The following is a 24,625-nucleotide window of genomic DNA, read 5'->3' as shown; positions in this document are numbered from 1 at the left end:
AAAACAAAAAATTTACTAAACGCATAAGGGAGGATTTATGCGTACCAAAGACGGGCATTTCACTGTCCTGGTTGCACTTATTGTGGTGCTCATGACAGCTGGCGCCATTGTATCTGGTGGGAACTATCTCTCATTGTTTAACTTGCAGTCGATGGCCGGTCAGGTGCCGGAAATCGGGTTGCTGGCGATCGGTGTCATGCTGGCAATGTCGGTGGGCAATGGCGGTATCGAACTTTCGGGTATTGCGCTTGCCAATCTGTCCGGCGTTGCTGCGGCAACGCTTGTTGCCGGTCACTTTTCGGCATCAAGCGACCCGGGCATGTTTTCGCTGTTCTTCATTCTGGTTGCGCTGGCGGTCGGGCTGCTGGGCGGTTTGCTGAATGGATTGCTGATCGCCTATCTGAAAATCACGGCGATCCTTTGCACCCTTGGTACGCAGATGTTCTTTATCGGACTGGCGGTGGTTCTGTCCGACGGGCGGTCGGTGCGTGTTGGTGCGCCGGGCCCGCTTTATGAAATCGGCAACGGGTTCCTGTTTGAAATCCCGATCAGCTTTCTTCTGTTCATCGCGGTTGCCGGTCTGATCGGCTTTGTTCTGCGCTATACGCCGTTTGGTCTGTGGCTGATGCTTAACGGATCGAACCCCAAGGCGTCCGAATATGCAGGTTTCCCGCAGAACAAGGTGATTATCGCGACCTATACCGTCAGCGGCGTTCTGTCATCGCTGGCCGGTATCATCATCGCGGCACGAACCATCAATGTGAAATGGGACTACGGCACATCCTATCTTCTGGTGGCCATCCTGATTGCCGTCATGGCCGGGGTGCGTCCGGAAGGCGGATATGGACGTGTTGTCTGTGTGGTCCTGTCTGCCATCGCCCTTCAGATGATGTCGAGCATGCTCAACTTCATGGGGCTTTCCAACTTTGTCCGCGATTTTGCCTGGGGTGCCTTGCTTCTTGGTTTCCTGGCCATCGGACGGTTCCGTCTGACGGACTTCTTCAGTCCGCAATTTCGCGCGGTCACGGCATCTGTGCAACGCCCTCAAGCACGGAAATAAAAACAAGGAACGAGGGCACTGTCTGCCTAACAGAATTTTCCAATTCGGGAGGAAAACAATGAAAATTTCGACACTTTTGAAAAGCTCTGCCTTTGCGGTTGCTGCCCTGTCCATGGTCGGCGTTGCCGCACCGGCATCGGCACAGGATGGCAAGGCCATCACCACGGTTGTTAAAATCAGCGGTATTCCGTGGTTTGACCGTATGGAAACCGGCGTAAACAAATTCGCCGAACAGAACCCGGAAATGGACATTCGCCAGGTCGGTCCGGCAACTGCGGATTCCGCACAGCAGCTTCAGATCGTTCAGGATCTGGTGGCAACCGGTGTGGATGCGCTGGCGGTTGTGCCGATGGATCCGGATATTCTTGAAGGTATTCTGGGCCGTGCGATGGATCGTGGCACGATCATCGTCACCCACGAAGCCGACAACCAGGCCAACACCCATGCCGATATCGAGGCCTTTGACAATGCCGATTACGGTGCGGCACTGAACGAACGTCTGGCCCAGTGCATGGGCGGCGAAGGCAAATGGACCACCTTTGTCGGTTCGCTGGGCAGCCGTACCCACATGCAGTGGGTTGGTGCCGGTGAAGAAAATGCCAAGAAATATCCGGGCATGGAACTGGTCGATCCGAACAATGAATCGTTCGATGACGCCAACGGCACCTATGAAAAGGCCAAGGAAATCCTGCGCAAACATCCCGATATCAAAGGGTTCCAGACCTCGGCTGGTAACGATGTTCTGGGTGTAGGTCGTGCAATCGAAGAAGCAGGTCTGGCTGGCAAGGTTTGCCTGGTCGGTACCGGTCTTCCGAACCCGTCGGCAGCGTATCTGGATTCCGGTGCCATCACCGCGATCGGTTTCTGGGATCCGCAGAAAGCCGGCATGGCGATGAATGCGGTCGCGAAATTCATGCTCGAAGGCAAGGAAATTACCGACGGTATGGATCTTGGTGTTGAAGGCTATGAAAGCGTCACCGTCAAACCGGGTGCCGGCAAGGGTCTTCTGATTGTTGGTAACGGCATGGTGCTGGCCGACAAGGACACCTACAAGGACTACCTTTTCTAAGATCACCTGATGCCAGTGGTCCGGCGCAACGCACAATGCGCCGGACTGCATGGCTGTGCCTGACAGAAACGTCAGCAGAAAGGGAATAACTGGTGACCAAGCAAGATCCGCAAAATCGCTGCTTCCTTGAGCTGCGAAACATCCACAAACGGTTTGGCGGTGTGCATGCCCTCAGAGGGGTGGACATGTCGCTTCAGGCTGGTGAGGTCTATCACCTGCTTGGTGAAAACGGATGTGGCAAAAGTACCGTAATCAAGATCATGGCTGGTGCGCATCCGCCCAGCGAAGGACAGATCATTCTTGATGGCGAGGTTCATGATGAACTGACGCCGATCCAGTCACTCGATTTCGGGATCGAGACGGTTTATCAGGACCTGTCGCTGATCCCCAATCTGACCGTGATGGAAAATGTTGCGCTTGGCGAGCAGCTTGTCGAAGGCCATGGTCGCCTTTTGCGTACACTTGACCGCGCACGTTTGAAAGAAACCGCAACCAAGGCCCTGTCGCAGGTCGGGCTGAATGTTACGGCGGAATTGTTGTCGACCATTGTGTCTGACCTTCCGCTTGCCATTCGTCAGCTTGTGGCGATTGCGCGCGCCATTGCGTGCGAAGCGCGCCTTGTGATCATGGATGAACCGACCACGTCGCTGACCCGGCGCGAGGTCGAAAACCTGATTGATGTGGTGTCAAAACTGCGGTCGCGAAATGTGGCCGTACTGTTCGTTACTCACAAACTCGAAGAATGTTACCGGATCGGTGGCCATGCCATCGTCTTCCGTGACGGCCAATGCGTTGCCCAGGGGCCGATCAATAATTACAGCCGCACGGATCTTGCCGAACTGATGACGGGACGCAAGATCAGTGAAAAACGCTATCGCACCGGGGCGCCATCGGCCGAAACCCTGATGGTGCTGGATCGTCTTGAAGTACCCGGGCGTTTTCGCGATGTCAGCTTCAAACTGCATAAGGGCGAGGTTCTTGGCATTACTGGCCTTTCGGATTCCGGCAGGAACGAACTGGCACTGGCGATTGCCGGGATCAAACCGGCGGCCGGTGGTTCGATTTCGGTCAATGGCAAGCCGGTGCGCATCCATAGCGCGTCGGAATCAATTGATGCCGGGATCGGCTATGTCCCCGAAGACCGCCTGTCCGAAGGTCTGTTTCTGGACAAGTCGATCTATCAGAATGAAATCGCGCTGATCCTGCGCAAACTTGCCAGCAAGTTCGGCATTCTCGACATGAAAAAGGGCAAGGAAATTGCCCGCGACATTTCCGAAAAGATGCGCCTGAATACCGCAGATATCGAATTGCCGGTATCGGCGCTTTCGGGCGGTAACCAGCAGCGCGTTCTGATTGGCCGCTGGCTGAGCATCGATCCGGAAATTCTGGTGCTGCACGGGCCGACGGTCGGTGTTGATGTCGGATCAAAGGATGCGATTTACCAGACCATCCAGAAAATGGCCGAACAGGGCATCGGACTTGTCATCGTCAGTGATGACCTTCCCGAACTTTTGCAGAATTGCGACCGCATTCTTGTGATGAGTGCCGGTGAAATCGTCGCCGATCTGAATGGCGCGGGCGCAAATGAAGACGAGATCTACCAGGCGATGCTTGGTTCAGTACAGGAAGGTGCAGCATGAGTGCGGCTGGAACCTCGCATAATCAGGCCGCGGCAAATGCCGGGCCGGGCGGCGGATTGAGCGGTCTGATCGCCAAACGACCGGAATTTGTCACCCTTGTTTTGCTGATGGCGATCTGTATCGCCGTGACGATTGCCAATCCGGCATTTTTGCAGCCCTCCACCCTGATTGATATCGGGCGGGCAAGTGTCGTGACCGGGCTGTTTGCGCTGGGCGTGTTTGTCATTCTTGCGGCGGGCGGGATTGATGTTTCCTTTACCGCCATTGCCGCATTGACGATGTATTCGATCACGCTTCTGGTTCAGAAATATGCGCCGGATCTGTCGATTGTTGTGGTGTTTGCCATTGCGATTGCCGGCGGTGTGTTTCTGGGCGTTGTGAACGGTTTTCTGGTTTATACGCTGCGCGTGCCATCGCTGATTGTGACCATCGGGACGCAATATTTCTTCCGGGGCGGGTTGCTGGCCTTTATCGGGACAACCTGGATCATGGAACTGCCCGGGGAGATGGCGACATTCGGACGTTTGTCGCTTCTGGAATTTGAAACCGCAAATGGCGCGATCGTCAGTCTTCCGGTTTATTTCCTGATCCTGCCGGTGGTTGCGGTTCTGACCTGGTGGATCATGCGGCGTACCCTGATGGGGCGGGCGATCTTTTCGCTGGGCGGCAATCCGGAAGTTACCGCACGCCTGGGTTACAACGTCAAAATCGTTCACCTGTTTGTTTTTGGATATGCCGGTGCATTGGCCGGTCTGGCGGGGATTGTCCATATCACCGCGAACCGGCTTGCCAACCCGTTTGATCTTGTCGGGACCGAGATTTCCGTGATCGCAGCCGTGGTACTTGGCGGGGCGCGGATCACCGGGGGAACCGGGTCGGTTATCGGCACCATGCTGGGTGTTTTGCTGGTGGTTGTTGTCGACAACGTTCTGGTGATGGTCGGCATTCCCAGCACCTGGCAGCGTGTGTTTGTCGGCGCGTTCATCCTGCTTGCCGCGGCCTTCTTTGTCACCCGACAGCGCAAATTCAAACCTGCGAAATAAAAGAGAAAATCATGAAAAAGTTTCTGAATGATCCCAAGAATTTCGTCGATGAGATGCTTGAGGGTATCTATCTCGCCAACAGCGATGTCACCTATGTCAATGATGACAAGCGCTGCTATGTGAAGGCATCCCCGAAACCGGGCAAGGTCGGCATTGCGACCGGTGGCGGTTCGGGTCACCTTCCGCTGTTTCTGGGCTATGTTGGTGAGGGCATGCTTGATGGTGCGGCCGTAGGCGGTGTGTTCCAGTCACCCAGTGCCGAGCAGATGCTCGAAGTCACCAAATATATCGATCAGGGTGCGGGCGTTCTTTATATCTATGGCAACTATACCGGCGACATCATCAATTTCGATATGGCGACCGAACTGGCCGACATGGAAGACATCAAGGTTCTTTCGGTGGTCGGCAATGACGATGTTGCATCGTCCGTGGTTGGCGAAGAACACAAGCGCCGTGGCGTTGCCGGGATCTTCTTCCTGTATAAGGCCGCCGGTGCTGCATCCGAAGAAGGCATGTCGCTTGAAGAAGTCGCCCGCGTTGCCGAAAAGGCAAAGGACCGCACGCGCACCATCGGTGTCGCGCTAAGCAGTTGCGTGATCCCGGAAATCGGCAAGCCGTCCTTTGAAATCGGTGCCGATGAAATGGAAATCGGCATGGGTATCCACGGCGAAAACGGCATCAGTCGCAAAAAACTGACCGCCGCCGACCCGCTGGTTGACGAGATGATGGACAAGATCTTTGCCGAACAGGATTACAAGGCCGGTGACGGCGTTGCCATCCTGGTCAACGGTCTTGGCGGCACCCCGCTTGAAGAACTTTATATCCTGTTCCGTCGCGTCCATCAGCTGATGAGCGAACGCAAGGTCAACGTCAAGCATGTCTGGATCGGCGAGTTCGCGACATCAATGGAAATGGCCGGGGCATCTGTTTCGGTGCTGCATCTTGATGACGAACTTGATCGTCTGATGGCGGCCAAGGCCGACACCCCGTTCTTCAAACATTTTGCCAAGTAAGCCGAGGCCAAGATGGACAAGATTACCAGTGGTGACATCACCGCATTGTTCGAAGCCCTGCACGCGACGTTCCGTGACAAACGCGATGAACTGATCGCCCTTGATGCCAAGGTCGGTGACAGCGATCTGGGCATTACGATGAATGCTGCCTTCGAAGCCGCGGCGGCAACAGTCACCGCCCAGACCGATACCCCGATGGGCAAACAGTTCATGCTGGCCGGTGCGGCAATGGCAAAGGCAGCCCCGTCAACCATGGGGACGCTGACCGCGACCGGTTTCATGCGCGGTGGCAAGGCGCTTGGCGATGCCGATGCAATCGGTGCGACCGAGATGGCCGCATTCTGGCGGGCCTATGCCGATGGTATTGCCGAACGCGGCAAGGCCAAGCTGGGGGACAAGACGGTTCTCGATGTTCTGGTACCGATTGCCGAAAGCCTCGAAGCATCGGTTGCAGCGGGATTGTCACTGGCAGAATCCACAAGCAAAGCATCCAGCGATGCCAAGGCCGCGCTTGAAGCTACCAAGAACCTTGTTGCGCAACATGGCAAGGCAGCCGCCTTTGCCGAAAAAAGCAAAGGTCTTCAGGATGCCGGCAGCACGGTCGCGGCCCTTTTGATCGAAACGGTTGCAGAATTTTGTAACCGCTGATGCGGCGGCATGCGGTTCAGATTGGCCTCTCCCTCTGATCTGGTCGCATGCCGTGCCATCAAAAGTTTTCGTCTTTGATAAATGCAGGAACCCACCATGGAATACAGAACCCTTGGCCGATCCGGCTTGAAAGTCTCAGCCATTTCAATGGGCACATTCACCTTTGGCGGGCAGGGGCCGTTTGCCATGGTCGGCAAGCAGGGCGTGCCCGAAGCACGACGTCTTGTCGATTGCTGCATTGATCACGGCGTGAATGTTTTTGATACCGCCAACATGTATTCGACCGGCCTGTCCGAACAGATTCTTGGCGAAGTTCTTGACGGGCGGCGTGATCAGGTTCTGGTGACTTCAAAGGCGCGCATGCGCATTGGCGACGGCCCAAATGACGAAGGTGTCAGCCGTTATCACCTGATCCGTGAATGCGAAAAGTCGCTGCGCAATCTCAGAACCGATCATATCGATATCTATTACATGCATGAATGGGATGGTGTCACACCGGTCGAAGAAAAGATGGCGGCCCTTGATACCCTCGTGACACAGGGCAAGGTACGCTATGTCGGCTGTTCGAACTATTCGGGTTGGCACATCATGAAATCGTTGCAGGCATCCGAACGCGACCGTCGTGTCCGGTTCGTCACGCAGCAAATCCATTACACCCTTGAAGCCCGCGAAGCGGAATATGAATTGCTTCCGGTTTCGGTCGATCAGGGGTTAGGTGTTCTGGTCTGGAGCCCGTTGGCGGCCGGTTTGCTGAGCGGTAAACACACCCGCCAAAATCCTGTTGCAAAAGGGTCAAGGCAAGAGGCGGGCTGGACCGAACCACCCATCCGGGATCAAGGACGTTTGTGGGATATAGTTGACGTCCTGATCTCGGTGGGTGAAAAACACGGCGTTGAAGCCGCCCAGGTCGCACTGGCCTGGTTGCTGACGCGCCCGGCGGTATCTTCGCTGGTTGTCGGTGGCAGTTCCGAACAGCAATTCATCAACAATTTCCGCGCGATTGACCTTAAACTTGATGAAGATGACCTGACCCGTCTGGACAAGGTCAGCCAGCCACCTTTGATCTATCCCTACTGGCATCAGGGCCAGTTTGCCCGCGACAGATTCAGCGACGGCGACTGGGCCCTGCATAACAGGGCAGGCGACTAAGCCGCCCGAAATTTCCCAATGCGCACATGATGAAACACCGTGACCGGTTCATATCGGTCACGGTGTTTTTTTTGTCTGTGTCGGGTCTGGTTGATCCGTCAAATGGACCGGCCTATTTCAGGTATTTGTTGAACCAGTCGATGGTGCGTTGCCATGCCAATTCGGCGGCTTCCTTGTCATAGCGCGGTGTGGAATCATTGTGGAAACCATGATTGGCACCGGGATAGATATAGGCTTCATACACCTTGTTATTGGCTTTCAGGGCTTCTTCATAGGCCGGCCATCCGGCATTGATCCGTTCATCAAGTTCGCCATATTGCAAAAGGATCGGTGCCTGAATGCGCGGAACATCGTCGGCATCGGCCTGACGGCCATAGAACGGGACAGCAGCACCAAGATCGGGATAGGCAACCGCAGCCGCATTGGCGACCCCGCCACCATAGCAAAAACCGGTAATGCCGGTTTTCCCGGTGGTGGCTTCGTGGGCGGTCAGGAATTCAATGGCCGCAAAGAAGTCATTCATCAGTTTGGTCGGATCGACGGTACGTTGCAATTCGCGACCCTTGTCATCATTGCCGGGATAACCGCCAACCGATGTCAGACCATCCGGCGCAAGGGCGATAAAGCCCGCCTTGGCGACCCGGCGTGCGACATCTTCGATATAGGGGTTAAGCCCGCGGTTTTCGTGAACAACAACCACACCGGGAACCTTGCCCGTGACATTGGCCGGTTTGACCAGATAGGCGCGGACCTCGCCATGGCCATTGGGGGACGGATAGGTGATATATTCCGCAACAATGTCGGGATCGGTGAAATCAACCTGATGGGCCATTGCGTAATTCGGGCTCATGGCATTAAGGATGGCCAGTGCCGTCATGCCGCCAACCGCATAGCGGCCCGCACGATCAAGAAATTCGCGCCGGTCAATCATCCCATGCGCGTAAAAATCATATAGTTCAAGCAGTTCGGGCGAAAAATCCTTGGCAGTCAGACGTTCCATCATGCGCTCCTGTCCTGAGTGACACGGGGATTGGGGGGCTGGTGGTGACGGTAACAAAGACAAATCAGATCAACGCACGTCGCATCAGGGGGCGCTGTTTTGCGTCCTGGCCCCTGCGTGCGAATGATTGTCATCTATCCTGATTTTTTCACAAGTCACAAACGCGCTATCACGGTCAAAAAGTAACCGTGGTCACATCAAGATCCCGATCCGTCCGGGCAAGCGACGGCAGATATCGTTTGCGATGATGCTATGATGGAAGAACCCGGATCGGATCACCATTGATCCAGGCCAGCACCGCCTCAACCGTCTGGCCATAAAACACATCCCAGGTATGGCGGGTGACATAGCCCAGATGCGGGGTCAGCAACAGCTTGTCGCATTTGCGCAGCGGATGGGCAGCCGGCAGCGGTTCCTGATCATAGACATCAATACCTGCGCCTGCGATTTCGCCCTCGTTGACGGCATCAATCAGGGCCGCGTCATCGACAATCGGCCCGCGTGATGTATTGATCAGAAACGCGGTTTTCTTCATCTGCCGGAATTCTTCGCTGCCGATCAGGCCGCGTGTGCGGTCTGAAAGACGCTGATGGATGGTGACGAAATCGGCATCGCGCAACAGGGCTTCCTTGCTGGGTTTGTATTCAACACCGACTTCCTGACAGCGTTCCGGTGTCAGGTTGGTGCTCCATGCGGTGATGTGCATGTCAAAGGCCTGGGCGATTTTGGCGATTTGCGCCCCAAGCCGGCCAAGGCCGATAATACCCAATGTCGATCCGGCAAGATCCTGACCCAGCCCGATCTGCCAGCCGCCACTGCGCATCGAGGCATTTTCACCCACAATATTGCGTGCAAGTCCCAGCATAAGGGCAAATGCCAGTTCCGGTGTCGCAGTCGAAGGGGATTCCGTTCCGCAGACCGTAATCCCGCATTCATGGGCGGTTGCCACATCAATTGCCGCATTGCGTTTGCCCGACGTGACGATCAGTTTCAGATTGGGCAGGCTGCGGATCAGGTCGCCCGAAATCGGTGTGCGTTCGCGCATGACACACAGGATGTCAAACGGCATCAACCGGTCACGCAACGCATTCTTGTCAGTGATGGTGTCATGAAAGACCGTAATCTCGCCATGTGCCTTGACAGCAGACCAGTCAGCCGATTGCAGGGCAAGTTTTTGGTAGTCGTCAAGGATGGCAATACGCATGGTCGGGTGTCCTGTATGGGATAAGGTCAAAGCATTTATATTCTGGCGAAAATCAGCGATGTATTGATGCCGCCAAAGGCGAAATTGTTGCTCATCAGATATTCGGCGGAAATGGTACGCGGTTCGGATCGGATATAATCAAGATCGGCGCATTCCGGGTCGGGCGAAACAAGATTTGCGGTCGGTACAAAGGTTTCGTCCCGCATCATTTCCAGACCAAGCCATGCTTCGATCGCACCGCACGCCCCCAGCGTATGGCCGAAATGCCCCTTAAGGGTGTGGATCGGAATGGCGCGGTCGAATACGGCACGGGTTGCCTTGCTTTCGGCAAGGTCACCATGATCGGTCGCGGTGCCGTGACCATTGACGATATCGATATCGGCCGGCGACAGTCGCGCATCTTCAAGTGATTTGCGCAGGGCAATTTCCATCTTGTCGGCCTGTGGCTGGGTGATATGTGCGCCGTCGGAGTTTGAGGCAAACCCGACAATTTCGCCAAAGATGGTCGCACCCCGGGCAACCGCATGTTCGTATTCTTCAAGGATCAGGGTTCCAGCACCTTCGCCAATTACCAGACCATCGCGGTTCTGGTCATAGGGGCGCGGGGTAACATCGGGCTGATCGTTATTGTCGCTGGTGGCAAACAGGGTGTCGAACACCGCAACCATGGTCGGACAGAGTTCTTCTGCCCCACCGGCAATCATGACATCCTGCATGCCGTATTTGATGGCTTCGTAGGCATAACCGATTCCCATGCTGCCCGATGTGCAGGCGGTCGATGTCGGGATGATGCGCCCGCAAATGCCATACAGAACCCCGATATTGACCGCTGATGTATGGCTCATCATCTGGATATAGCTGGTGGCGGTGATGGCGTTGCTGTCACCGGTTTCCATCAACCGGGTGAAACCCAGCACCGGCGGGGTGCTGCCAAATGACGACCCATAGGCAATCCCAAGGCGTCCGCCCTGCAAAATCGACTTTTCATCGCGAAGACCGGCGATTTCAAGTGCCTTATCCGTGGCAGCAACCGACATCTGGGCAACGCGGCCCATGCTGCGCAACTGTTTGCGGGTGAACTTGCCTTTCAGGTTAAAGCCTTCTACCGGGCCGGCAAGCCGGGTACGAAGATCATATTTCCCGTCCCATTCATCCATGCGCCGGATGCCGGTTTCCCCGGCATTCATACGTGCAGAAATGGTTTGCCAGTCATCACCAAGTGCGGTGATCCCGGCCATGCCGGTTACAACAACCCGTCTGGTCATAGCATCCCCCCGTTCACACTGATGACCTGGCGGGTGATATAGGACGCATCGTCACTGCACAGGAACGCCACAGCGGCGGCGATTTCGTCAACCGTGCCATAACGGCGCATCGGGATCATTGCCTTGACCTCGTCTTCCGGCAGGTCTTCGGTCATCCGGGTTTCGATGACGCCCGGTGCCACGGCATTGACCGTGATCTTGCGTTTGGCCAGTTCCAGCGCCAATGATTTCACCGCGCCGATAATCCCGGCCTTGGAGGCGGCATAATTGACCTGTCCGCGATTGCCCGCCAGTCCGGCAATTGACGTCAATGCGACAATGCGCCCGCCTTTGCGGCGCTGGATGATTGGCATGATCACGGGTTTGATCACATTGTAAAATCCGTCCAGATTGGTGTGCAGCACACTGTCCCAATCATCATCTTCAAGGGCCGGAAACGCGGCATCGCGCGTCAGGCCCGCATTCAGGACAACCCCGTATGGTGCACCATGTTGCGCAATATCGTCTTCGATGGCGGTGCGTGTCGCATCACGATTGGCGATATCAAAACTGATCAGACGCCCGCTGCGTCCCGCGGCCATGACATCATCAAGTACCGATTGCGCACCATCGCGGTCCGAATTGTAATGCACGATGATGTCAAATCCGTCACGGGCAAGGCGTCTTGCAGTGGCGGCACCAATGCCCTTGCTGGCACCGGTTACCAGAATGGTCTGTGTCATGGCTGTGTCGTTTCTTGGTTGGTGGTCGTCATGGTGTCTTCCGACTGATCCGGGGCAGATGCCGGCTGGAAGACATTGATCTGGGCTTTGACCAGAACGGTTCCACCGTTTCTGACCTCGCCTTCAAAGACGCCCATCTGGTCATCTTCGAAAATGTTTTTAACAAAGACATCAAGGCAACTGCCCACCGTAAAGCCGTCGCAGGCCAGGGTCATCTTGCGTGTCCCCAACAAATAGCCGATGCGCGGCGGCGTGGTCGGGTCGGCCTGTTTGCCGCGCCAGCCACTATAGGCGGCGACGGCCTGGGCAATATATTCAATGCCGACATAGGCCGGAACCCCGATGCCGTCTTCGAAGAAGATGCTGTTTTTATGAATGCGAACACGGGCATGCAGCCGGTCTGGGTCGGCAGAACATACTTCATCAATCAGCAACATCGGGGCTGCATGCAGGACAAGCTCGTCAACCGGTGGCATCAAGGACGGGGTGTTATGTGCAGTCATGATGACGGACCAATACGGTTAAATCCCCGCCCCAGAATGACGGATACATTGCTGCCGCCAAAGGCGAAGGAGTTGCTCATCATTGCAGATTGTTCAGCCGGTGCAAGTCGTTGGCCGACTGTTTTGACAAGATTGATTTCCGGGATGTCCGGGTCGGCTGCGCCGTCCCAGATATGACGGGGCAGCGGGGTGCCGTTTTCCATTTCGGTCAGGGACAGCCAAAGAATGGCGGCCTCAATCGCGCCAGCGGCACCAAGTGTATGACCGGTCATGGGTTTGGTCGAACTGACGGCAATGTCATGATCAAAAACCTGATGAATGGCGCGTGCTTCCATGCTGTCATTAAGCGGGGTCGCAGTGCCATGCATATTGACATAGGACACTGCCGTCGGGGGCAGGCCCGCCTGATCCAGGGCGGCCCGCATGGCCGCGGTCGCACCGATGCCATCGGGATGGGGGGCGTTGGGGTGATGGGCATCGGATGTTTCCCCAACGCCGAGCACCGAAATATCCCCCCGGTCCGGGCGCATGACAAACAGGGCCGCACCTTCGCCGATATTGATGCCGTCGCGATTGATGCTCAGTGGATTGCAAATCCCCGTTGCAACCGAGCTCAGCGAATGAAAACCCCGAACGGTCAGTCGGCAAAGGCTGTCCACACCCCCGACCAGCACGGCATCGCAAAACCCGGCATTCATCAGGCGTCTTGCCGCGGCAAAGGCCTTGGCACTTGAAGAACAGGCTGTTGAAATCACATAGGCCTGATTTTGCAGACCAAGGGCATCGCGCAGGAAATCTGCCGGTGATCCGATTTCCTGATGTTCATAGCGGAAGGTGTCCGACCATTTCCCGGTCGCAAGTTTTTCACGATATCCCGATGTGCCTTCTTCGATCCCCGATGTGCTGGTGCCCAGAATGATCGCCACCCGATCCTTACCGAATGTTGCAATGACATCGGAAATTTCATCGGCGATCTGGTTGGCCGCCGTCCATAACAGGCGATTGTTGCGCGTATCATAGTGGCCAAGATGGTCGGGCAGGGCATCGGGCGGGCTTGTGACGGTGCCAAGGATGGTGCTGGCATCGACCAGATAATCGTCATGCAGGATCATGTCGGCGGGGCGGTCGCCAAACAGGGTTTCTGATGATTGTACCTTGCCCGATCCCAGTGCCGATACAACACCAAGGGCCGACAGAAAGGCGGGTTTTCCGGTCGCTGTCATGGTGCCATCCGCTGTGAATTGATGGTCAGTGTGTATCCATGGCGCGCGTTATGCAATGTTGCCGTTCCCTGCCAGGGATCGGTTGCGGGACGGGTGACCGTGATCAGGGCATTTTGGGTATGATCGGCATGGATGATCCTGCCTGACGGGGTCTGTTGGATCGTCATGCCGTGACCAAGTGCATTTTTAACATCGTCAAGCGGCCAATAGGTGACAAACATGTCAGCCAGCAGACGGCGCGCATCGATCCGGTCGGGCAACCAGTCCGCGCGTGTGACATTCAGTGCGTTTTCCGTCCAGTCGATATCAAGGGCACGCCGTCCCAAACCGTCAAGCACCGTAACCATAACGTGGTTGGTGGTGATGGCAATGCGGGCGATAAAGGTTGTGCGTTCCCTGGTTTCTGCCGCTTCCGGGTCGGTCCAGGTTGCGCTGACCTGTTGGGCGATATTGATCGGGTCGGCAGCCTTCCATGGATTGGCAGGCAGGGTCAGGAAAACATCGTTCTCACCATCGGGCACCACCAGATCACGGACAGACGCATTCACCGGATCGCCATCCGGGCGATCGGCAAATTGCGGGCTGCAGGCACCGAGGATTGCGGCAACCATGATGGTCAGGACGGATCGCATAGGTCGTGCAACATCTTAAGGTAATGATCGGTTTTGCTTACAAGCGGATTGTCGAGATTCCAGGCATATCCGGCAAGGATCGAAACAACCATGCGCTTGACCTTGGTGTCTTCGGTCGGCTGATTGAAAATGATGGTCTGAAGCCGCCCGTCATACCACGCGTCGACATAGGAACGAAAGGTCGCAACACCACGTTCAAGCGGAATGGCATAATCGTTTTGCCAATCGACATTCTTGGCATTGTGACGATTGATCAGAACGTTGGCCGCCATTTCGGCCGACTGCATGGCAATGGTGACACCCGATGAAAAGACCGGATCAAGGAAGCCCGCCGAATTGCCAAGCAACGCATATCCGTCGCCGAACAGCTGATCGGACTGGGCGCTGTATCCGGCAATCGCATTAAGCGGACGGATCGGTCTGGCATCGGCAAGGATGGTTCCAAGGCGGGTATCGGCAATCAGTTGATCAAAGATCGCCTGTTCATCCATTGATGACCATCGGGGATCCTGATCGGGGAAAATCACGCCGACGGATGATGTGCCATCCGAAAACGGAATCAGCCAGTACCAGACTTCCTGATGGGTCGGGTGAACCGTGATCAGGATTTTGTTCCGGTCGTGATCGGTTGGCGACATGTTATCTTGAACATGGGTAAACAGTGCGCGCCGTTCGATGGATTGGCCGGACCGCGCAATGCCGAGCATCCGGGGCAGGACGCGGCCATATCCGCTGGCATCAAGGACAAATGACGCGCGCAGTTTGCCGGTTTCGCCACGGTCATTCTGGAATGTCAGCTGGCAGTCGCCATCGGTCAGGCTGGCTTCGGTAACCTTGTGCGCAAACCGGATATCAATGCCCGCGGCAATGGCGGTATCGGTCAGGATTTTGTCAAATCGCGCGCGCTGGACCTGGAATGTGGTGCCCCAGCCTGATGGTTCGAAATTCTTGCGAAAATCGATGGACTGATACAGCGGGCCACGTTCGAAAACCGCACCGTTCTTGAATTGAAACCCGGCCTTTTGAACCGCATCAAGAAGGCCCGCGCGTTCAAGGATATTCATGCAGTTGGGCAACAGGCTTTCGCCAATGACAAAGCGCGGAAATGTCTGTGCCTCAAGCACGGTGACATGCATGCCCGCATCATGAAGCAATTTTGCCGCCACGGCCCCGGCCGGTCCGGCGCCGATGATCGCAATGTCGCAATCGTGCATTATTGGTGTCCCCTGGATTGCGGGTGGGTGGTGTGGTGATCGTTGCCGTTATGTCCGGCGCACATCCAGTATGACAGCACCCACGCCGATATCAGCCCGATCGAAATGATGGTTCCGATGGCATTGACCACCGGAACCGAACTTGTCGCCAGAAGCCCGAATGCCAGAACACTGCTGATCAGTGACAGGAACACGGCAAATCGGGTTGCATCCTGTGTGCCGTGCTGGTGGCTTTCGGATGTAAAGATCGCGTAATCCGCGCCAATGGCAAACACCAGAAACAGCGCCATAATGGCAAAGAAATTGATCGTCACACCAAGCACAAAGGCCCCGCTTACAGCACAAAGGATGGCAATCAGCGGTGCGGCCACGACATGCAGTCCGTCAGGAAACCCGTATCGCAACACCGCAACCAGTCCCGCAACAAGCAGCGACACGCCAAGCGCGATGCTGGCCCAGACACGGTATCGGGCAAACTGACCGGTGATGGTTTCGCGCGGATTGATCAGGCGGGCCTGCCCGATATGCGATATCGCATCGCGCACGGCATCGACGTCCTTTACCGCATTAAGGCGGATGATATCGGTTTCACCGCGTTGCAGGCCGGATAATCCGGGAATGGCTGCAAGAATTTCCGGGGCGGGTTCAAGCGGGGTTTTGGTGTCTTGTGTGCTGGAAATGTCCACCGGAATGACGGCCTGCAATTGCGGGCCAAATGGCGCAATCAATTGCGATGTGATCAGGGCGCGGTTGGCGTTCTGGCGGCTGATGGACGGTATGACATCGGACAGACCAAACAAACTGCCGATACGTCCATCGGCGATCAGCGGACGCACTGCATCGCGGATGGCTTCGCCGGTTTCAAGGCGGTCCTGAATGTCATCGCCATCCACCCGGATGAATTGAGGGTTCCCGCCCATGCCAAGGGTCTCACCAATCATCCGTGCATCGGCAATCAGGGCGTCATCCCCATGGCCAAGGGCGGCGATATCATCGTTGGCGGGCAGATAAAATGCCGCCCCAATCAACGCAACAGTCGCCAGAGCCAGCATGACATGACGCAGTCCGTTCGATGGCCGAACAGCCAAAAGAACAGTATCGATTTTCTGATAGATCACTCTGATGGCGGCGCGGTCGCGGATATTGCGGGCCGGCAGACATGGCAAAATGGTCACCACAGTGACATAGGCGGCAATCAAACCGGCAATCGAATAAACCGATATTTGCGCAAGCAGGATCGTCGGTGTGAAGGCCAATGCGGAAAATCCGCAAACCGTGGTCAAAAGACCCAGTCGAAGCCCCGGTCGAACATGCGAAAGCCGTGTGTCATCCGTTCTGTCTGATCCGGGTAAAACCAGATAATGCAGTGCATAGTCGATGGAAATCCCGATCAGGCTGGCGCCAAAAACCAGCGCAATGGCATGGATGCTGTCAAAGATCAGAACAAGGGCGGTGATACCGGCAAGAAGACCGCTTCCGACGGTCAACAAGGCTGCCAGGATCGGAAGTGGTGACATGAATACCCAAACCACCATCGCAATCACCCCGAGTGTTGCAATCACGGCAATGCGCTGGACGTCTGATTTTGCGTGGCTGGCTTCGGACACAGCAAAGAAAATTTGTCCGGTTTTGGCAATCAAAAGCGCGTCATCCGATGCCGTCGCGGTGGCAATCAGGTCATTGGCATGGTTGACCCAGTCGGCTTCAAACCCGCTTGTCCTGACATGCGGGGCAAGAGTGATGATGATTGGCGTTCCATGACGGTCATCTTTGTGCACAAGGCCGCTTTGCCCGATCTTGTCACCGAGTTCAGCCAAAAAGCCTGGCAGCAATGAAAACGGATCACTGGCAAGCGATTGCGCAGAGATCATGGATGACGGCGCATAGAGCGATTGGACCGCACGCTTGTATATGCGTTGCCCGTCACCATTAATCAGCATGTCACGGTCTTTTTGCGATAACAGCCCCCCGGCATGATCAAGATAAAACCCATAAAGGGAACTTGCATCGCCGGTTTCAAACCCGGGCAGACTGACCGATGTGGTACCATCCATGTCGCGGAAGTGTTGGGCAAGGGTGCGGCTTGCTTTTTCAAGCTGGTCGCGGTCGGGATGGGACATCATGATGATGACCTGATTGGCATCACGCCGCAAAAGATCCCGGACAATAGTGATGTCGCTTGACCGATCCTGTTGGTCGGCATCCCCGTCATGATGTTCGCGCCCGATCAGGGACAGGATATCACCGTCAATCTTGGCGTTTTGGGCATTGATCTGCCAGAAGGTCAGAACCCCCATAACGATCAGGCACAAAACCCATATGACGGCGCGTACATTCATTATTGTACCTGCCCGGCCAAAAGGGCTGCGATGTCATCAGGAAGTGGCAGGGACGCAGCCGTCTGGTTTGACAGGGTGATTTCGTCATGATCGTCGGTGGGTTTGTCAATCCGGACATGATCGACAAAATCACGGCCTGATGCGGTAATGTGCGCGATCTGATCGGCAATCGGGCGCCCGGCAATCGGGGTCAGTTCGATCTGCCAGGTGCTGGCACTGTCGCCGTCAGTTGCATCATCGGTTTCAGCAGACCGTTCAGTAACTATGAAATGTTGGGAAAGTGCATCCCAGTTACCGGAAAGAACGGCTGAAATCAGGGTGATGAACTGATTGAATTGCGCGCCATTGGCGATGGTTTCACGGCTTCCGTCATCCCCGATACGGGTGATGCCGCGATCGGTCATGACGGTGACGTCGGGAAACGGTTCACGGTTTTGCCAGACCAGCCCGTCGCCTGGCGACAGGGTAAAGGCCCCCTTTGAAATCAGTGGCTGTTCAAACCCGGCAAGATACCGATCAAGGCGAAATGCACCGGCAAGATACTGATCATCACCGATCTGTTGCAGTTTGGTGGCGGGCAGCGCGGCATCCGCGCGGGCCGATGCCACATGGCCTGTCATCGCGAAAAACACGATCAGGGCAATGTGCAAAATGATCTGCTTTGATGCGGGCAGGAACTGCGTCATTTTCGGGCTTCCAGCTTGTCGATCAGACATTGCGGGCTGGCAAACAGCATTTCGCCCGTGGCCTTTTCAACGGCAACCTGAATGGTAAAGCCCTTGGTCAGTTTTTCACCGCTATCAGCATCGCTGATCAGATAGTCGATCTTGAGACGGTTTTCATATTCCTTAAGCGTGGCGGTGATTTTGATTTTCTGCCCGAACCGGCAGGGACGGACATATTTCACCCGCATGTCGACGATCGGCCACAGATAGCCGCTTTCATCCATTTGCGGATAATTATAGTCAATCCGGTCAAGAAGCGCGCAGCGGGCATTTTCGAAAAATTGCACGTAATTGCCGTGCCAGACCACATTCATCGGATCAAGATGATAGAACTGGATGGTTTCGGTGACGGATGCGGCTATCATGCGATATCCCCGTCATAAAGCGTCCAGTCGCGGTTCTGGATGCGCGAAATCACCAGACGCAAGGTGGCTTCAAGCGGCTTGTCCTCGTCGATGAAATCGATGTCCTGTTTCAGGTGATCAAGGAACGCCACCAGATCCGGGCCAAGCTGCTTTTGCGTGATTTCGCCCGACTTTTCGCGCAGGCGGATGGCCTGAAGGGCGGCAATCAGGTTGGCAGCGACCACCTGTTCGGTCAATTGCAGCACGCGCAGGCAATCGCGCGCGGCAATCGTGCCCATGCTGACCTTGTCCTGGTTATGGCATTCGGTGGAACGCGAAAAGACGCTGGCGGGCATGGTTTGTTTCAATGCTTCGGCCGTCCAGGCAGATGCACCGATCTGAACAGCCTTAAGGCCGTGATTGATTGACGCGCGTTCCGCATTCGATCCCGACAGGTTGGACGGCAAACCATGATTGAATTTGGTATCAACCAGAAGCGCCATCTGGCGATCCATCAGATCGGCAAGATTGGCAACCAGCGTTTTCATGCCATCGGCAACAAAGGCAACATGCCCGCCATAAAAATGCCCGCCATGCAGGATGGTGTTTTCCCCGACATCAAGCAACGGATTATCATTGGCGCTATTGAGTTCGATTTCCAGTGTTTTGCGGAATGTCGGCATCATATCGGCCAGCACACCAATCACATGGGGCGCACAGCGCAATGAATACCGGTCCTGCAAGCGGGCCGGCTCGAAATCATCGCCAAGATGGCCAAGGTCCCCTTCGATCCATGCCGCGATTTGCGCCTGTCCCGGATGGGGTTTGGCAGCAAAAAGCCGTTTGTCAAAATGCGCCGGATTGCCAAGCAAGCCGATGCTGGCCATTGCGGTAATGCGGCTGGTCAGTTTGCAAAGATATTGCGCCCGGACAAAGGCCTGACACATCAATGCGGTCATCACCGCCGTACCATTCATGATCGCCAGGGCTTCTTTCGGGCGCAGGACAAGCGGGGGAAGCCCCGCCTTATCAAGGGCGTCGCGCGCGGTGGTTCTGGTACCGCGATAAAGCACGTCACGTTCCCCGATCAGGGCGGCGGCGACATAGGAAAGCGGGGTCAGATCGCCTGATGCGCCGACCGATCCTTCTTCGGGGATCAGCGGCGTGATGTCATGGGCCAGAAGCCCGGTCAGTTGATCAAGCAGATCGACACTTACCGCGGAATAGCCGCTGCAAAGTGATGCCAGCCGGACGGCAAGAACGGCGCGCGCCTGATCCGCGGGTAGGATATTGCCCAGTCCGCAACCGTGAAAGCGGCTAAGATGCAGGGGAAGTTCGGCCACCAGTTCGGGGGGCACACGGCGTGAAACGGAATCGCCATATCCGGTTGTCACCCCATAGATATGACCATGTTCGCGCAGTTCCTGATCAAGGAAATCGGCCCCCTTCTGGATGCGGGCGCGAAATTCGCTGCTTCCGGACAGGACAGGGCGGGCGCGTTGCTCGGACAGGGCAATCACATCTTCGATCGTCAGATCGTTTTCGCCAAAAATGATGTTGATGTGATTATTGGTCATTATCAGCCTTTTTCTTCGCCCAGAAGTCATAGAAATTGAACCATTGCAGCGGTTCGTTAACAACAATCTTTTCAAGCCATTGCGCATAGGCACTGGCATATTTCGTGATCTCGGCCTGCCGGTTGGCGCGTGGCAGGATCATCTGATCGGCCAGTTTGTGCCAGGCAATCCGGAATGTCTTGCCCGATCGCCATGCCGCCGCCGCATAAACCGGACATTGCAGCAAATAGGCCAGAATGAACGGGCCTTGCGGGAATTGAGCATCTTCGCCCAGAAATGGCGTCAGCACAGTCTTGTCGCGCGCGCCAATAGCAATGCGATCAGCCGCAATCACCACCCATTCGCCGCGATCAACCCGTTCGCGCAACATGATGGCGGTGTCCGGGCCGATGTCGGTTACTTCAATCAGGTCGACCTGGCTTTCAGGGGCAAATTTCCGAAGAACCCGGCCAAACCGGGCCGCGTTTTTTTGATGAAGCAAAACATTGACGCGAAAGTCGCGGTCGCGGCTGGCAATCGCGCGGACCAGTTCCATATTGCCGAAATGCGACACCAGCAGCACGACCGCCTGATCGCGCGGAAGATAGTCAAACAGGCTTTCGGCATCATCAGGAAGGTCAAGATTGCCTTCGCCCAGCTTGCCGCACCATGCCGCAATCTTGTCGAGTGCACTTTCCCCGAACCGCATGAAATGCCGAAAAACATTCATTCTGGTCGGGGTGATATTGGCACCGGCCTTTTGGGCGCGGATCAGAAAATCATGCGATGCCCGGCGCGCATTTTTTCCGGTCAGATAGAAATAGAAGATGATGGGCATCATCACAGCCAGACAGAACCGGCGACCGAAATAACGGTACACAGCCCCCAGAAAACGCATGCCCAAATACATGCCGCGTTCGTCGATTTCCGACCAGTGTTCGGACGAGACGGGCGGGTTGTCAGGTGCAAAATCGCGTTGTCGCGGGGCAAAGGTCGCCCCGCGCCGGAAATAACCGGGCAGTCGCCAGATCATGCCAAAGACCAGACGCGTATGCATCGCACTGATCAGGACATTGTCTTTCCACATCCGGAAATTCGATATGTTGCCGTCGGGATAGGTCACCTTTGTCGGGATGTGGATCACCGGAACACCCCGCCAGTAAAGCCGCACCATCAGTTCGGTGTCGAAATCCATCTTTTTGCCAAGACCTTCGCTGCGCCAGACGGCAAGACTTTGCGCAAGTGGATAAACGCGAAAGCCGCACATGCTGTCGCGGATGGCAAAGGACAATGTTTCGATCCAGACCCAGAAATGGGTGACCCAGCGCCCGATTTTGCGGCCGGTCGGGATGCTGTCATCATAAACCGGAAGCCCGGTGACAAGTGCATCCGGTGCATTTCGCGCAGCGCGTAGCATTTCGGGAATTCGATCAAGATCATGCTGACCATCGGCATCGATCTGAATGGCGTGGGTGAACCCGGCCTGATGGGCCAGTTTCATGCCGGTCATGACAGCAACACCCTTGCCGCCATTGTGCGCAAGACGATGGCAAAATACGCCATGATCGGGATCATGAAGGTTTGCGACTACCTGACGGGTTTGCGCGTTCGATCCGTCATCAATGATGAAAACGCTCAGATCAAAGGATCGCGCCTTGGCGACGACATCAGCCAGAACGGTGTGGTGATTATAGGTCGGGATCAGCGCACAGATTTTCACGCGATCTTTTCCCCTTCGTCCTTTGCCCCGTCATCTTGCGGCACCCGCAATTTCAGTGTTCCCGAACTGTGCAGATCGTCCTGATCGGAACGGTAGCTGAATTTAAGGCGATGGGCAGACGCATCGAGATCAAGTTCAAGCCGGATCACGTCGGATGGCGTGATGGGTTTGCGGAATTTCAGCTGGCTGACTTCGGCAACATTGCGCGAAGACCCAAAAACCGATGCCCCGAACAGGGCGGCCCAATGCAGCTGAATGACGCCGGGTAAGATCGGCTGCCCGGGAAAATGACCCTTGAAACAGGTCATGTCGCCGTCAAGTTTAAGCGTCAGCGATACGGCATCGCGTTCGTGATTGCGCACATGTTCGGTAACCTCGGGCAAGGCATTGCCATTGTCATCAAACAGGGCACGCAACAGATGAAGCGGCTTCTTGCCCTGGCTGTCGGTGGGCAGGCGATCGACAAACCGCCAGCGTTGCGGCAAGGCGGCGTCTTCTTCGAATTTTGAAAGTTCGCGGCGCAACAGCCGCCCCATGCGAAAGCGGCCACGCTTTTCCAGTTCAGCCTTTCCATCCGGTGTCAGGACGGCAACGACGGCAAGCCGCGGATCATCTTCGCGTGCCAGCAAGGCAACCGCATCCTCGATAAGTTCATTACGGCGCAGATGTTCTTCGACCGCGCCAAGCGACACCCGCTTGCCACCGATCTTGACGACACGATCCGCGCGCCCCTTAAGGACAAAGCAGTTCTTTTCCCGATCAAGCATCGCGCGGTCTTCGGTCTGATACCAGTCGGTCCCGGCAATATGGGGGGCGCGGACCCGCAAACATCCGACATCGTTCAGCCCGGTTTCAAGTTGTGGCAATGGGTGCCAGGGGGCGTTTTCTTGATGCTGTTGACGCCAAGCAATGCCGCCGGTTTCCGTGCTGCCATAAATCTCGGTCGGGCAGACGCCAAGCATGGCCGTCGCCGACTGTGCTGCTGCGAAATCAAGCGGGCCACCGGAACTCAGCACCAATGCCGGGCGCGGCGCTGTTGCCAGATCAGGATGCAGGTTTTTAAGCTGTGCCGGGCTTGCGACCAGCATATCCCCGGTCTGCATTTCGCCAAGAACCATGTCCCAGAACTGGGCCTGCTGGGCGCAGGTGATCTGTTTGGTCATGACCGGCCAGATCACCCGAAAGATCAGACCGTAAATATGTTGATGGGACACAAGACCGATGATGCGGGCATCATCGCCCATAAGCGGCCGCCAAAGGGGCGACTGGATTGTGATTTCATCTTCGATCTGGGCCAGGGTTTTGATCACCGGTTTCGGTGTGCCGCTGGATCCGGATGTAAAGAAGATCGCCTGGCATGATGTTGCGGGCGGAATGCCGGGTGTTGTCGGGACGGGCTTGGTGTTCGCGGCGATCAGCAATTGCTGAATTCTGGCATCATCAAGGTGGGTATCGAACTGTTGGCCGATTTCATCAAGATACCCGCTTTTGTCGGTTGCCGGCAGGATCGCGGTTGAACCGGCCCGCCAGACGGCGGCCAGCGCGATCATGAACAGGCGTGTCGACTGGCAATAAATTGAAATGCGTTTGCCCGCATCAAGCTGTGTGGTCAGGCGGTCAATATCCGCATTGATCGCCCCAACCGAAAGCGTGGTGTCATTTTCAAAACACAGTCCGGTATGGGCATTTTGCGGATTGCCGAGATTTGTGAAAAAAACGCTCATGCGTTCTCCTGACCGGTGCTGTCTTGTGTTTTGCGATCATGGCGGGCACGCAGAATACGGCGCACCGGCCATTCACCGACGAACAGGACCGCAATCAGCACATAGGATATCAGCCCGTTATAAAGGGTCCATGTCTTGATACTGGCATAAAGGGCCGTCCAGGCCGCAATGCTGCCATTTGCAATAAAAAAGCCGACCCAGACCGCTGTCAGTATGCGGGTATAGCCGATGGCATAATCGTCAAGTTCGGGGGTGCGCAACCGCGCAAAGCGTTCAATCATCGGACGTCCGACAAAAAGAGATACCCCGAACAACGCCGCAAGCGTTGCTGAAACAATGACCGGATAAAACCGGATTGCCACCAGTTCGCTGGCGATACCCGCACAGGCAAGGATCGCCGCAACCAACAGAAAGGTGATTGCCTGCACGCGCTTGCCACTGCCAAGAAACAGCGCCGCACGCAGCAACACAGCCACAATCAGCACAATCAGAATCAGGCGCGGTGAAAAGACCGATAATCCGAAATAGACCAGTACCGGATAGGCAATACCCAGTATCGCAAGCAGTATGGCACCAATGCGATTAGGAACTGACCAGGTCATGAATTTTCTCGACCACGTCATCGACGGTTCGGACCGATTTGAATTCAGTTGCCGGGATTTTCTTGCCGGTCAGTTCCTGGAATTTCACAATCAGATCAACCGCATCGATGCTGTCGAGATCAAGGTCATCCATCAAATGAGCATCCGGGGAAATGTCTTCGGCCGGAACTTCGAACAACTCGACCAGATAGGCGTGCAACTGGTTATAGATTTCGTCGCGACTATGCATG

General features: G+C 55.8%; 23 protein-coding genes. 7 read left to right on the top strand and 16 right to left on the bottom strand.

Features of this window, described 5'->3' with window-relative positions; genetic code table 11:
• Positions 1 to 37 precede the first annotated feature (37 nt).
• The 7 genes from CU041_RS12250 to CU041_RS12220 all read left to right on the top strand — a co-directional run bounded on the left by CU041_RS12250 (position 38) and on the right by CU041_RS12220 (position 7,622).
• Positions 38 to 1,060 carry an ABC transporter permease gene (locus CU041_RS12250; RefSeq protein WP_101247152.1) on the top strand — a complete coding sequence of 341 codons (1,023 nt, stop codon included), beginning with the start codon at positions 38 to 40 and terminating at the stop codon, positions 1,058 to 1,060.
• 58 nt (positions 1,061 to 1,118) lie between these two features.
• Positions 1,119 to 2,129 carry a substrate-binding domain-containing protein gene (locus tag CU041_RS12245; protein ID WP_068518402.1) on the top strand — a complete coding sequence of 337 codons (1,011 nt, stop codon included), beginning with the start codon at positions 1,119 to 1,121 and terminating at the stop codon, positions 2,127 to 2,129.
• Positions 2,130 to 2,221: 92 nt separating this feature from the next.
• Positions 2,222 to 3,769 (top strand): sugar ABC transporter ATP-binding protein, encoded by a 1,548-nt coding sequence (locus CU041_RS12240; RefSeq protein ID WP_170310216.1) that lies wholly within the window; start codon positions 2,222 to 2,224, stop codon positions 3,767 to 3,769.
• Entirely contained in the window at positions 3,766 to 4,812 is a 1,047-nt protein-coding gene (locus CU041_RS12235) for an ABC transporter permease (RefSeq protein WP_082817772.1), read from the top strand. The genes CU041_RS12240 and CU041_RS12235 overlap by 4 nt, the downstream gene beginning before the upstream one ends.
• Positions 4,813 to 4,823: 11 nt before the next feature.
• The gene (locus tag CU041_RS12230) at positions 4,824 to 5,825 is read left to right on the top strand and encodes a dihydroxyacetone kinase subunit DhaK (protein ID WP_068518404.1); all 1,002 of its coding nucleotides are present in this window, start codon (positions 4,824 to 4,826) and stop codon (positions 5,823 to 5,825) included.
• Between the two features lie 12 nt (positions 5,826 to 5,837).
• Complete coding sequence (locus CU041_RS12225; protein WP_101247151.1) at positions 5,838 to 6,473, top strand: DAK2 domain-containing protein; 636 nt, start codon at positions 5,838 to 5,840, stop codon at positions 6,471 to 6,473.
• A gap of 96 nt (positions 6,474 to 6,569) precedes the next feature.
• On the top strand, positions 6,570 to 7,622 hold the full coding sequence (locus tag CU041_RS12220; protein WP_068518409.1) for an aldo/keto reductase: 1,053 nt from the start codon (positions 6,570 to 6,572) through the stop codon (positions 7,620 to 7,622).
• Positions 7,623 to 7,734: 112 nt separating this feature from the next.
• Here CU041_RS12220 and yghX read toward each other — a convergent pair whose 3' ends face one another.
• From yghX to CU041_RS12140, 16 genes are all read right to left on the bottom strand, one after another.
• Entirely contained in the window at positions 7,735 to 8,622 is an 888-nt protein-coding gene (gene yghX, locus CU041_RS12215; protein WP_101247343.1) for a YghX family hydrolase, read from the bottom strand.
• A 250-nt stretch (positions 8,623 to 8,872) separates the two neighbouring features.
• Positions 8,873 to 9,826, bottom strand: coding sequence for a D-2-hydroxyacid dehydrogenase family protein (locus tag CU041_RS12210; RefSeq protein WP_101247150.1), 954 nt, complete (start codon positions 9,824 to 9,826; stop codon positions 8,873 to 8,875).
• 35 nt (positions 9,827 to 9,861) lie between these two features.
• Complete coding sequence (locus tag CU041_RS12205) at positions 9,862 to 11,091, bottom strand: beta-ketoacyl-ACP synthase (RefSeq protein ID WP_068517008.1); 1,230 nt, start codon at positions 11,089 to 11,091, stop codon at positions 9,862 to 9,864.
• Entirely contained in the window at positions 11,088 to 11,813 is a 726-nt protein-coding gene (gene fabG, locus CU041_RS12200; protein WP_101247149.1) for a 3-oxoacyl-ACP reductase FabG, read from the bottom strand. Before fabG ends, CU041_RS12205 begins: the two co-directional genes overlap by 4 nt.
• Positions 11,810 to 12,316: an ApeP family dehydratase gene (locus CU041_RS12195; RefSeq protein ID WP_101247148.1), complete on the bottom strand. Its 507-nt coding sequence runs from the start codon at positions 12,314 to 12,316 to the stop codon at positions 11,810 to 11,812. Before CU041_RS12195 ends, fabG begins: the two co-directional genes overlap by 4 nt.
• Complete coding sequence (locus tag CU041_RS12190) at positions 12,313 to 13,539, bottom strand: beta-ketoacyl-ACP synthase (RefSeq protein WP_101247147.1); 1,227 nt, start codon at positions 13,537 to 13,539, stop codon at positions 12,313 to 12,315. The genes CU041_RS12195 and CU041_RS12190 overlap by 4 nt, the downstream gene beginning before the upstream one ends.
• Positions 13,536 to 14,171: a DUF3261 domain-containing protein gene (locus CU041_RS12185; RefSeq protein WP_101247146.1), complete on the bottom strand. Its 636-nt coding sequence runs from the start codon at positions 14,169 to 14,171 to the stop codon at positions 13,536 to 13,538. The genes CU041_RS12190 and CU041_RS12185 overlap by 4 nt, the downstream gene beginning before the upstream one ends.
• Positions 14,156 to 15,385: an NAD(P)/FAD-dependent oxidoreductase gene (locus CU041_RS12180; RefSeq protein WP_101247145.1), complete on the bottom strand. Its 1,230-nt coding sequence runs from the start codon at positions 15,383 to 15,385 to the stop codon at positions 14,156 to 14,158. The genes CU041_RS12185 and CU041_RS12180 overlap by 16 nt, the downstream gene beginning before the upstream one ends.
• Positions 15,385 to 17,724 (bottom strand): MMPL family transporter, encoded by a 2,340-nt coding sequence (locus CU041_RS12175; protein WP_101247144.1) that lies wholly within the window; start codon positions 17,722 to 17,724, stop codon positions 15,385 to 15,387. Before CU041_RS12175 ends, CU041_RS12180 begins: the two co-directional genes overlap by 1 nt.
• The gene (locus tag CU041_RS12170; protein WP_101247143.1) at positions 17,724 to 18,410 is read right to left on the bottom strand and encodes a LolA family protein; all 687 of its coding nucleotides are present in this window, start codon (positions 18,408 to 18,410) and stop codon (positions 17,724 to 17,726) included. The genes CU041_RS12175 and CU041_RS12170 overlap by 1 nt, the downstream gene beginning before the upstream one ends.
• Positions 18,407 to 18,814 carry an acyl-CoA thioesterase gene (locus CU041_RS12165; RefSeq protein ID WP_101247142.1) on the bottom strand — a complete coding sequence of 136 codons (408 nt, stop codon included), beginning with the start codon at positions 18,812 to 18,814 and terminating at the stop codon, positions 18,407 to 18,409. Before CU041_RS12165 ends, CU041_RS12170 begins: the two co-directional genes overlap by 4 nt.
• The gene (locus tag CU041_RS12160) at positions 18,811 to 20,370 is read right to left on the bottom strand and encodes an HAL/PAL/TAL family ammonia-lyase (protein WP_101247141.1); all 1,560 of its coding nucleotides are present in this window, start codon (positions 20,368 to 20,370) and stop codon (positions 18,811 to 18,813) included. Before CU041_RS12160 ends, CU041_RS12165 begins: the two co-directional genes overlap by 4 nt.
• The gene (locus CU041_RS12155; protein ID WP_101247140.1) at positions 20,360 to 22,069 is read right to left on the bottom strand and encodes a glycosyltransferase family 2 protein; all 1,710 of its coding nucleotides are present in this window, start codon (positions 22,067 to 22,069) and stop codon (positions 20,360 to 20,362) included. Before CU041_RS12155 ends, CU041_RS12160 begins: the two co-directional genes overlap by 11 nt.
• A complete protein-coding gene (locus tag CU041_RS12150; protein WP_101247139.1) occupies positions 22,066 to 23,793 on the bottom strand; it encodes an ApeI family dehydratase in 1,728 nt (575 codons plus the stop codon). Before CU041_RS12150 ends, CU041_RS12155 begins: the two co-directional genes overlap by 4 nt.
• On the bottom strand, positions 23,790 to 24,395 hold the full coding sequence (locus tag CU041_RS12145) for a COG4648 family protein (RefSeq protein ID WP_101247138.1): 606 nt from the start codon (positions 24,393 to 24,395) through the stop codon (positions 23,790 to 23,792). The genes CU041_RS12150 and CU041_RS12145 overlap by 4 nt, the downstream gene beginning before the upstream one ends.
• Complete coding sequence (locus CU041_RS12140) at positions 24,376 to 24,624, bottom strand: acyl carrier protein (RefSeq protein WP_068516995.1); 249 nt, start codon at positions 24,622 to 24,624, stop codon at positions 24,376 to 24,378. The genes CU041_RS12145 and CU041_RS12140 overlap by 20 nt, the downstream gene beginning before the upstream one ends.
• Position 24,625 lies beyond the last annotated feature (1 nt).

This window comes from Thalassospira povalilytica, assembly GCF_002844235.1.
Taxonomy (GTDB): Bacteria; Pseudomonadota; Alphaproteobacteria; order Rhodospirillales; family Thalassospiraceae; genus Thalassospira; species Thalassospira povalilytica.
Note: the sequence above shows the minus strand (reverse complement) of the source record. Positions and strands in the feature narration are given on the sequence as shown.

Excerpts from the sequence above, each read along its gene's own strand:
- CU041_RS12250 (WP_101247152.1), top strand. The coding sequence starts at position 38 with ATGCGTACCAAAGACGGGCATTTCACTGTCCTGGTTGCACTTATTGTG.
- CU041_RS12245 (WP_068518402.1), top strand. The coding sequence starts at position 1,119 with ATGAAAATTTCGACACTTTTGAAAAGCTCTGCCTTTGCGGTTGCTGCC.
- CU041_RS12235 (WP_082817772.1), top strand. The coding sequence starts at position 3,766 with ATGAGTGCGGCTGGAACCTCGCATAATCAGGCCGCGGCAAATGCCGGG.
- CU041_RS12230 (WP_068518404.1), top strand. The coding sequence starts at position 4,824 with ATGAAAAAGTTTCTGAATGATCCCAAGAATTTCGTCGATGAGATGCTT.
- CU041_RS12225 (WP_101247151.1), top strand. The coding sequence starts at position 5,838 with ATGGACAAGATTACCAGTGGTGACATCACCGCATTGTTCGAAGCCCTG.
- CU041_RS12220 (WP_068518409.1), top strand. The coding sequence starts at position 6,570 with ATGGAATACAGAACCCTTGGCCGATCCGGCTTGAAAGTCTCAGCCATT.
- yghX (WP_101247343.1), bottom strand. The coding sequence starts at position 8,622 with ATGGAACGTCTGACTGCCAAGGATTTTTCGCCCGAACTGCTTGAACTA.
- CU041_RS12210 (WP_101247150.1), bottom strand. The coding sequence starts at position 9,826 with ATGCGTATTGCCATCCTTGACGACTACCAAAAACTTGCCCTGCAATCG.
- CU041_RS12205 (WP_068517008.1), bottom strand. The coding sequence starts at position 11,091 with ATGACCAGACGGGTTGTTGTAACCGGCATGGCCGGGATCACCGCACTT.
- fabG (WP_101247149.1), bottom strand. The coding sequence starts at position 11,813 with ATGACACAGACCATTCTGGTAACCGGTGCCAGCAAGGGCATTGGTGCC.
- CU041_RS12195 (WP_101247148.1), bottom strand. The coding sequence starts at position 12,316 with ATGACTGCACATAACACCCCGTCCTTGATGCCACCGGTTGACGAGCTT.
- CU041_RS12190 (WP_101247147.1), bottom strand. The coding sequence starts at position 13,539 with ATGACAGCGACCGGAAAACCCGCCTTTCTGTCGGCCCTTGGTGTTGTA.
- CU041_RS12185 (WP_101247146.1), bottom strand. The coding sequence starts at position 14,171 with ATGCGATCCGTCCTGACCATCATGGTTGCCGCAATCCTCGGTGCCTGC.
- CU041_RS12180 (WP_101247145.1), bottom strand. The coding sequence starts at position 15,385 with ATGCACGATTGCGACATTGCGATCATCGGCGCCGGACCGGCCGGGGCC.
- CU041_RS12175 (WP_101247144.1), bottom strand. The coding sequence starts at position 17,724 with ATGAATGTACGCGCCGTCATATGGGTTTTGTGCCTGATCGTTATGGGG.
- CU041_RS12170 (WP_101247143.1), bottom strand. The coding sequence starts at position 18,410 with ATGACGCAGTTCCTGCCCGCATCAAAGCAGATCATTTTGCACATTGCC.
- CU041_RS12165 (WP_101247142.1), bottom strand. The coding sequence starts at position 18,814 with ATGATAGCCGCATCCGTCACCGAAACCATCCAGTTCTATCATCTTGAT.
- CU041_RS12160 (WP_101247141.1), bottom strand. The coding sequence starts at position 20,370 with ATGACCAATAATCACATCAACATCATTTTTGGCGAAAACGATCTGACG.
- CU041_RS12150 (WP_101247139.1), bottom strand. The coding sequence starts at position 23,793 with ATGAGCGTTTTTTTCACAAATCTCGGCAATCCGCAAAATGCCCATACC.
- CU041_RS12145 (WP_101247138.1), bottom strand. The coding sequence starts at position 24,395 with ATGACCTGGTCAGTTCCTAATCGCATTGGTGCCATACTGCTTGCGATA.
- CU041_RS12140 (WP_068516995.1), bottom strand. The coding sequence starts at position 24,624 with ATGCATAGTCGCGACGAAATCTATAACCAGTTGCACGCCTATCTGGTC.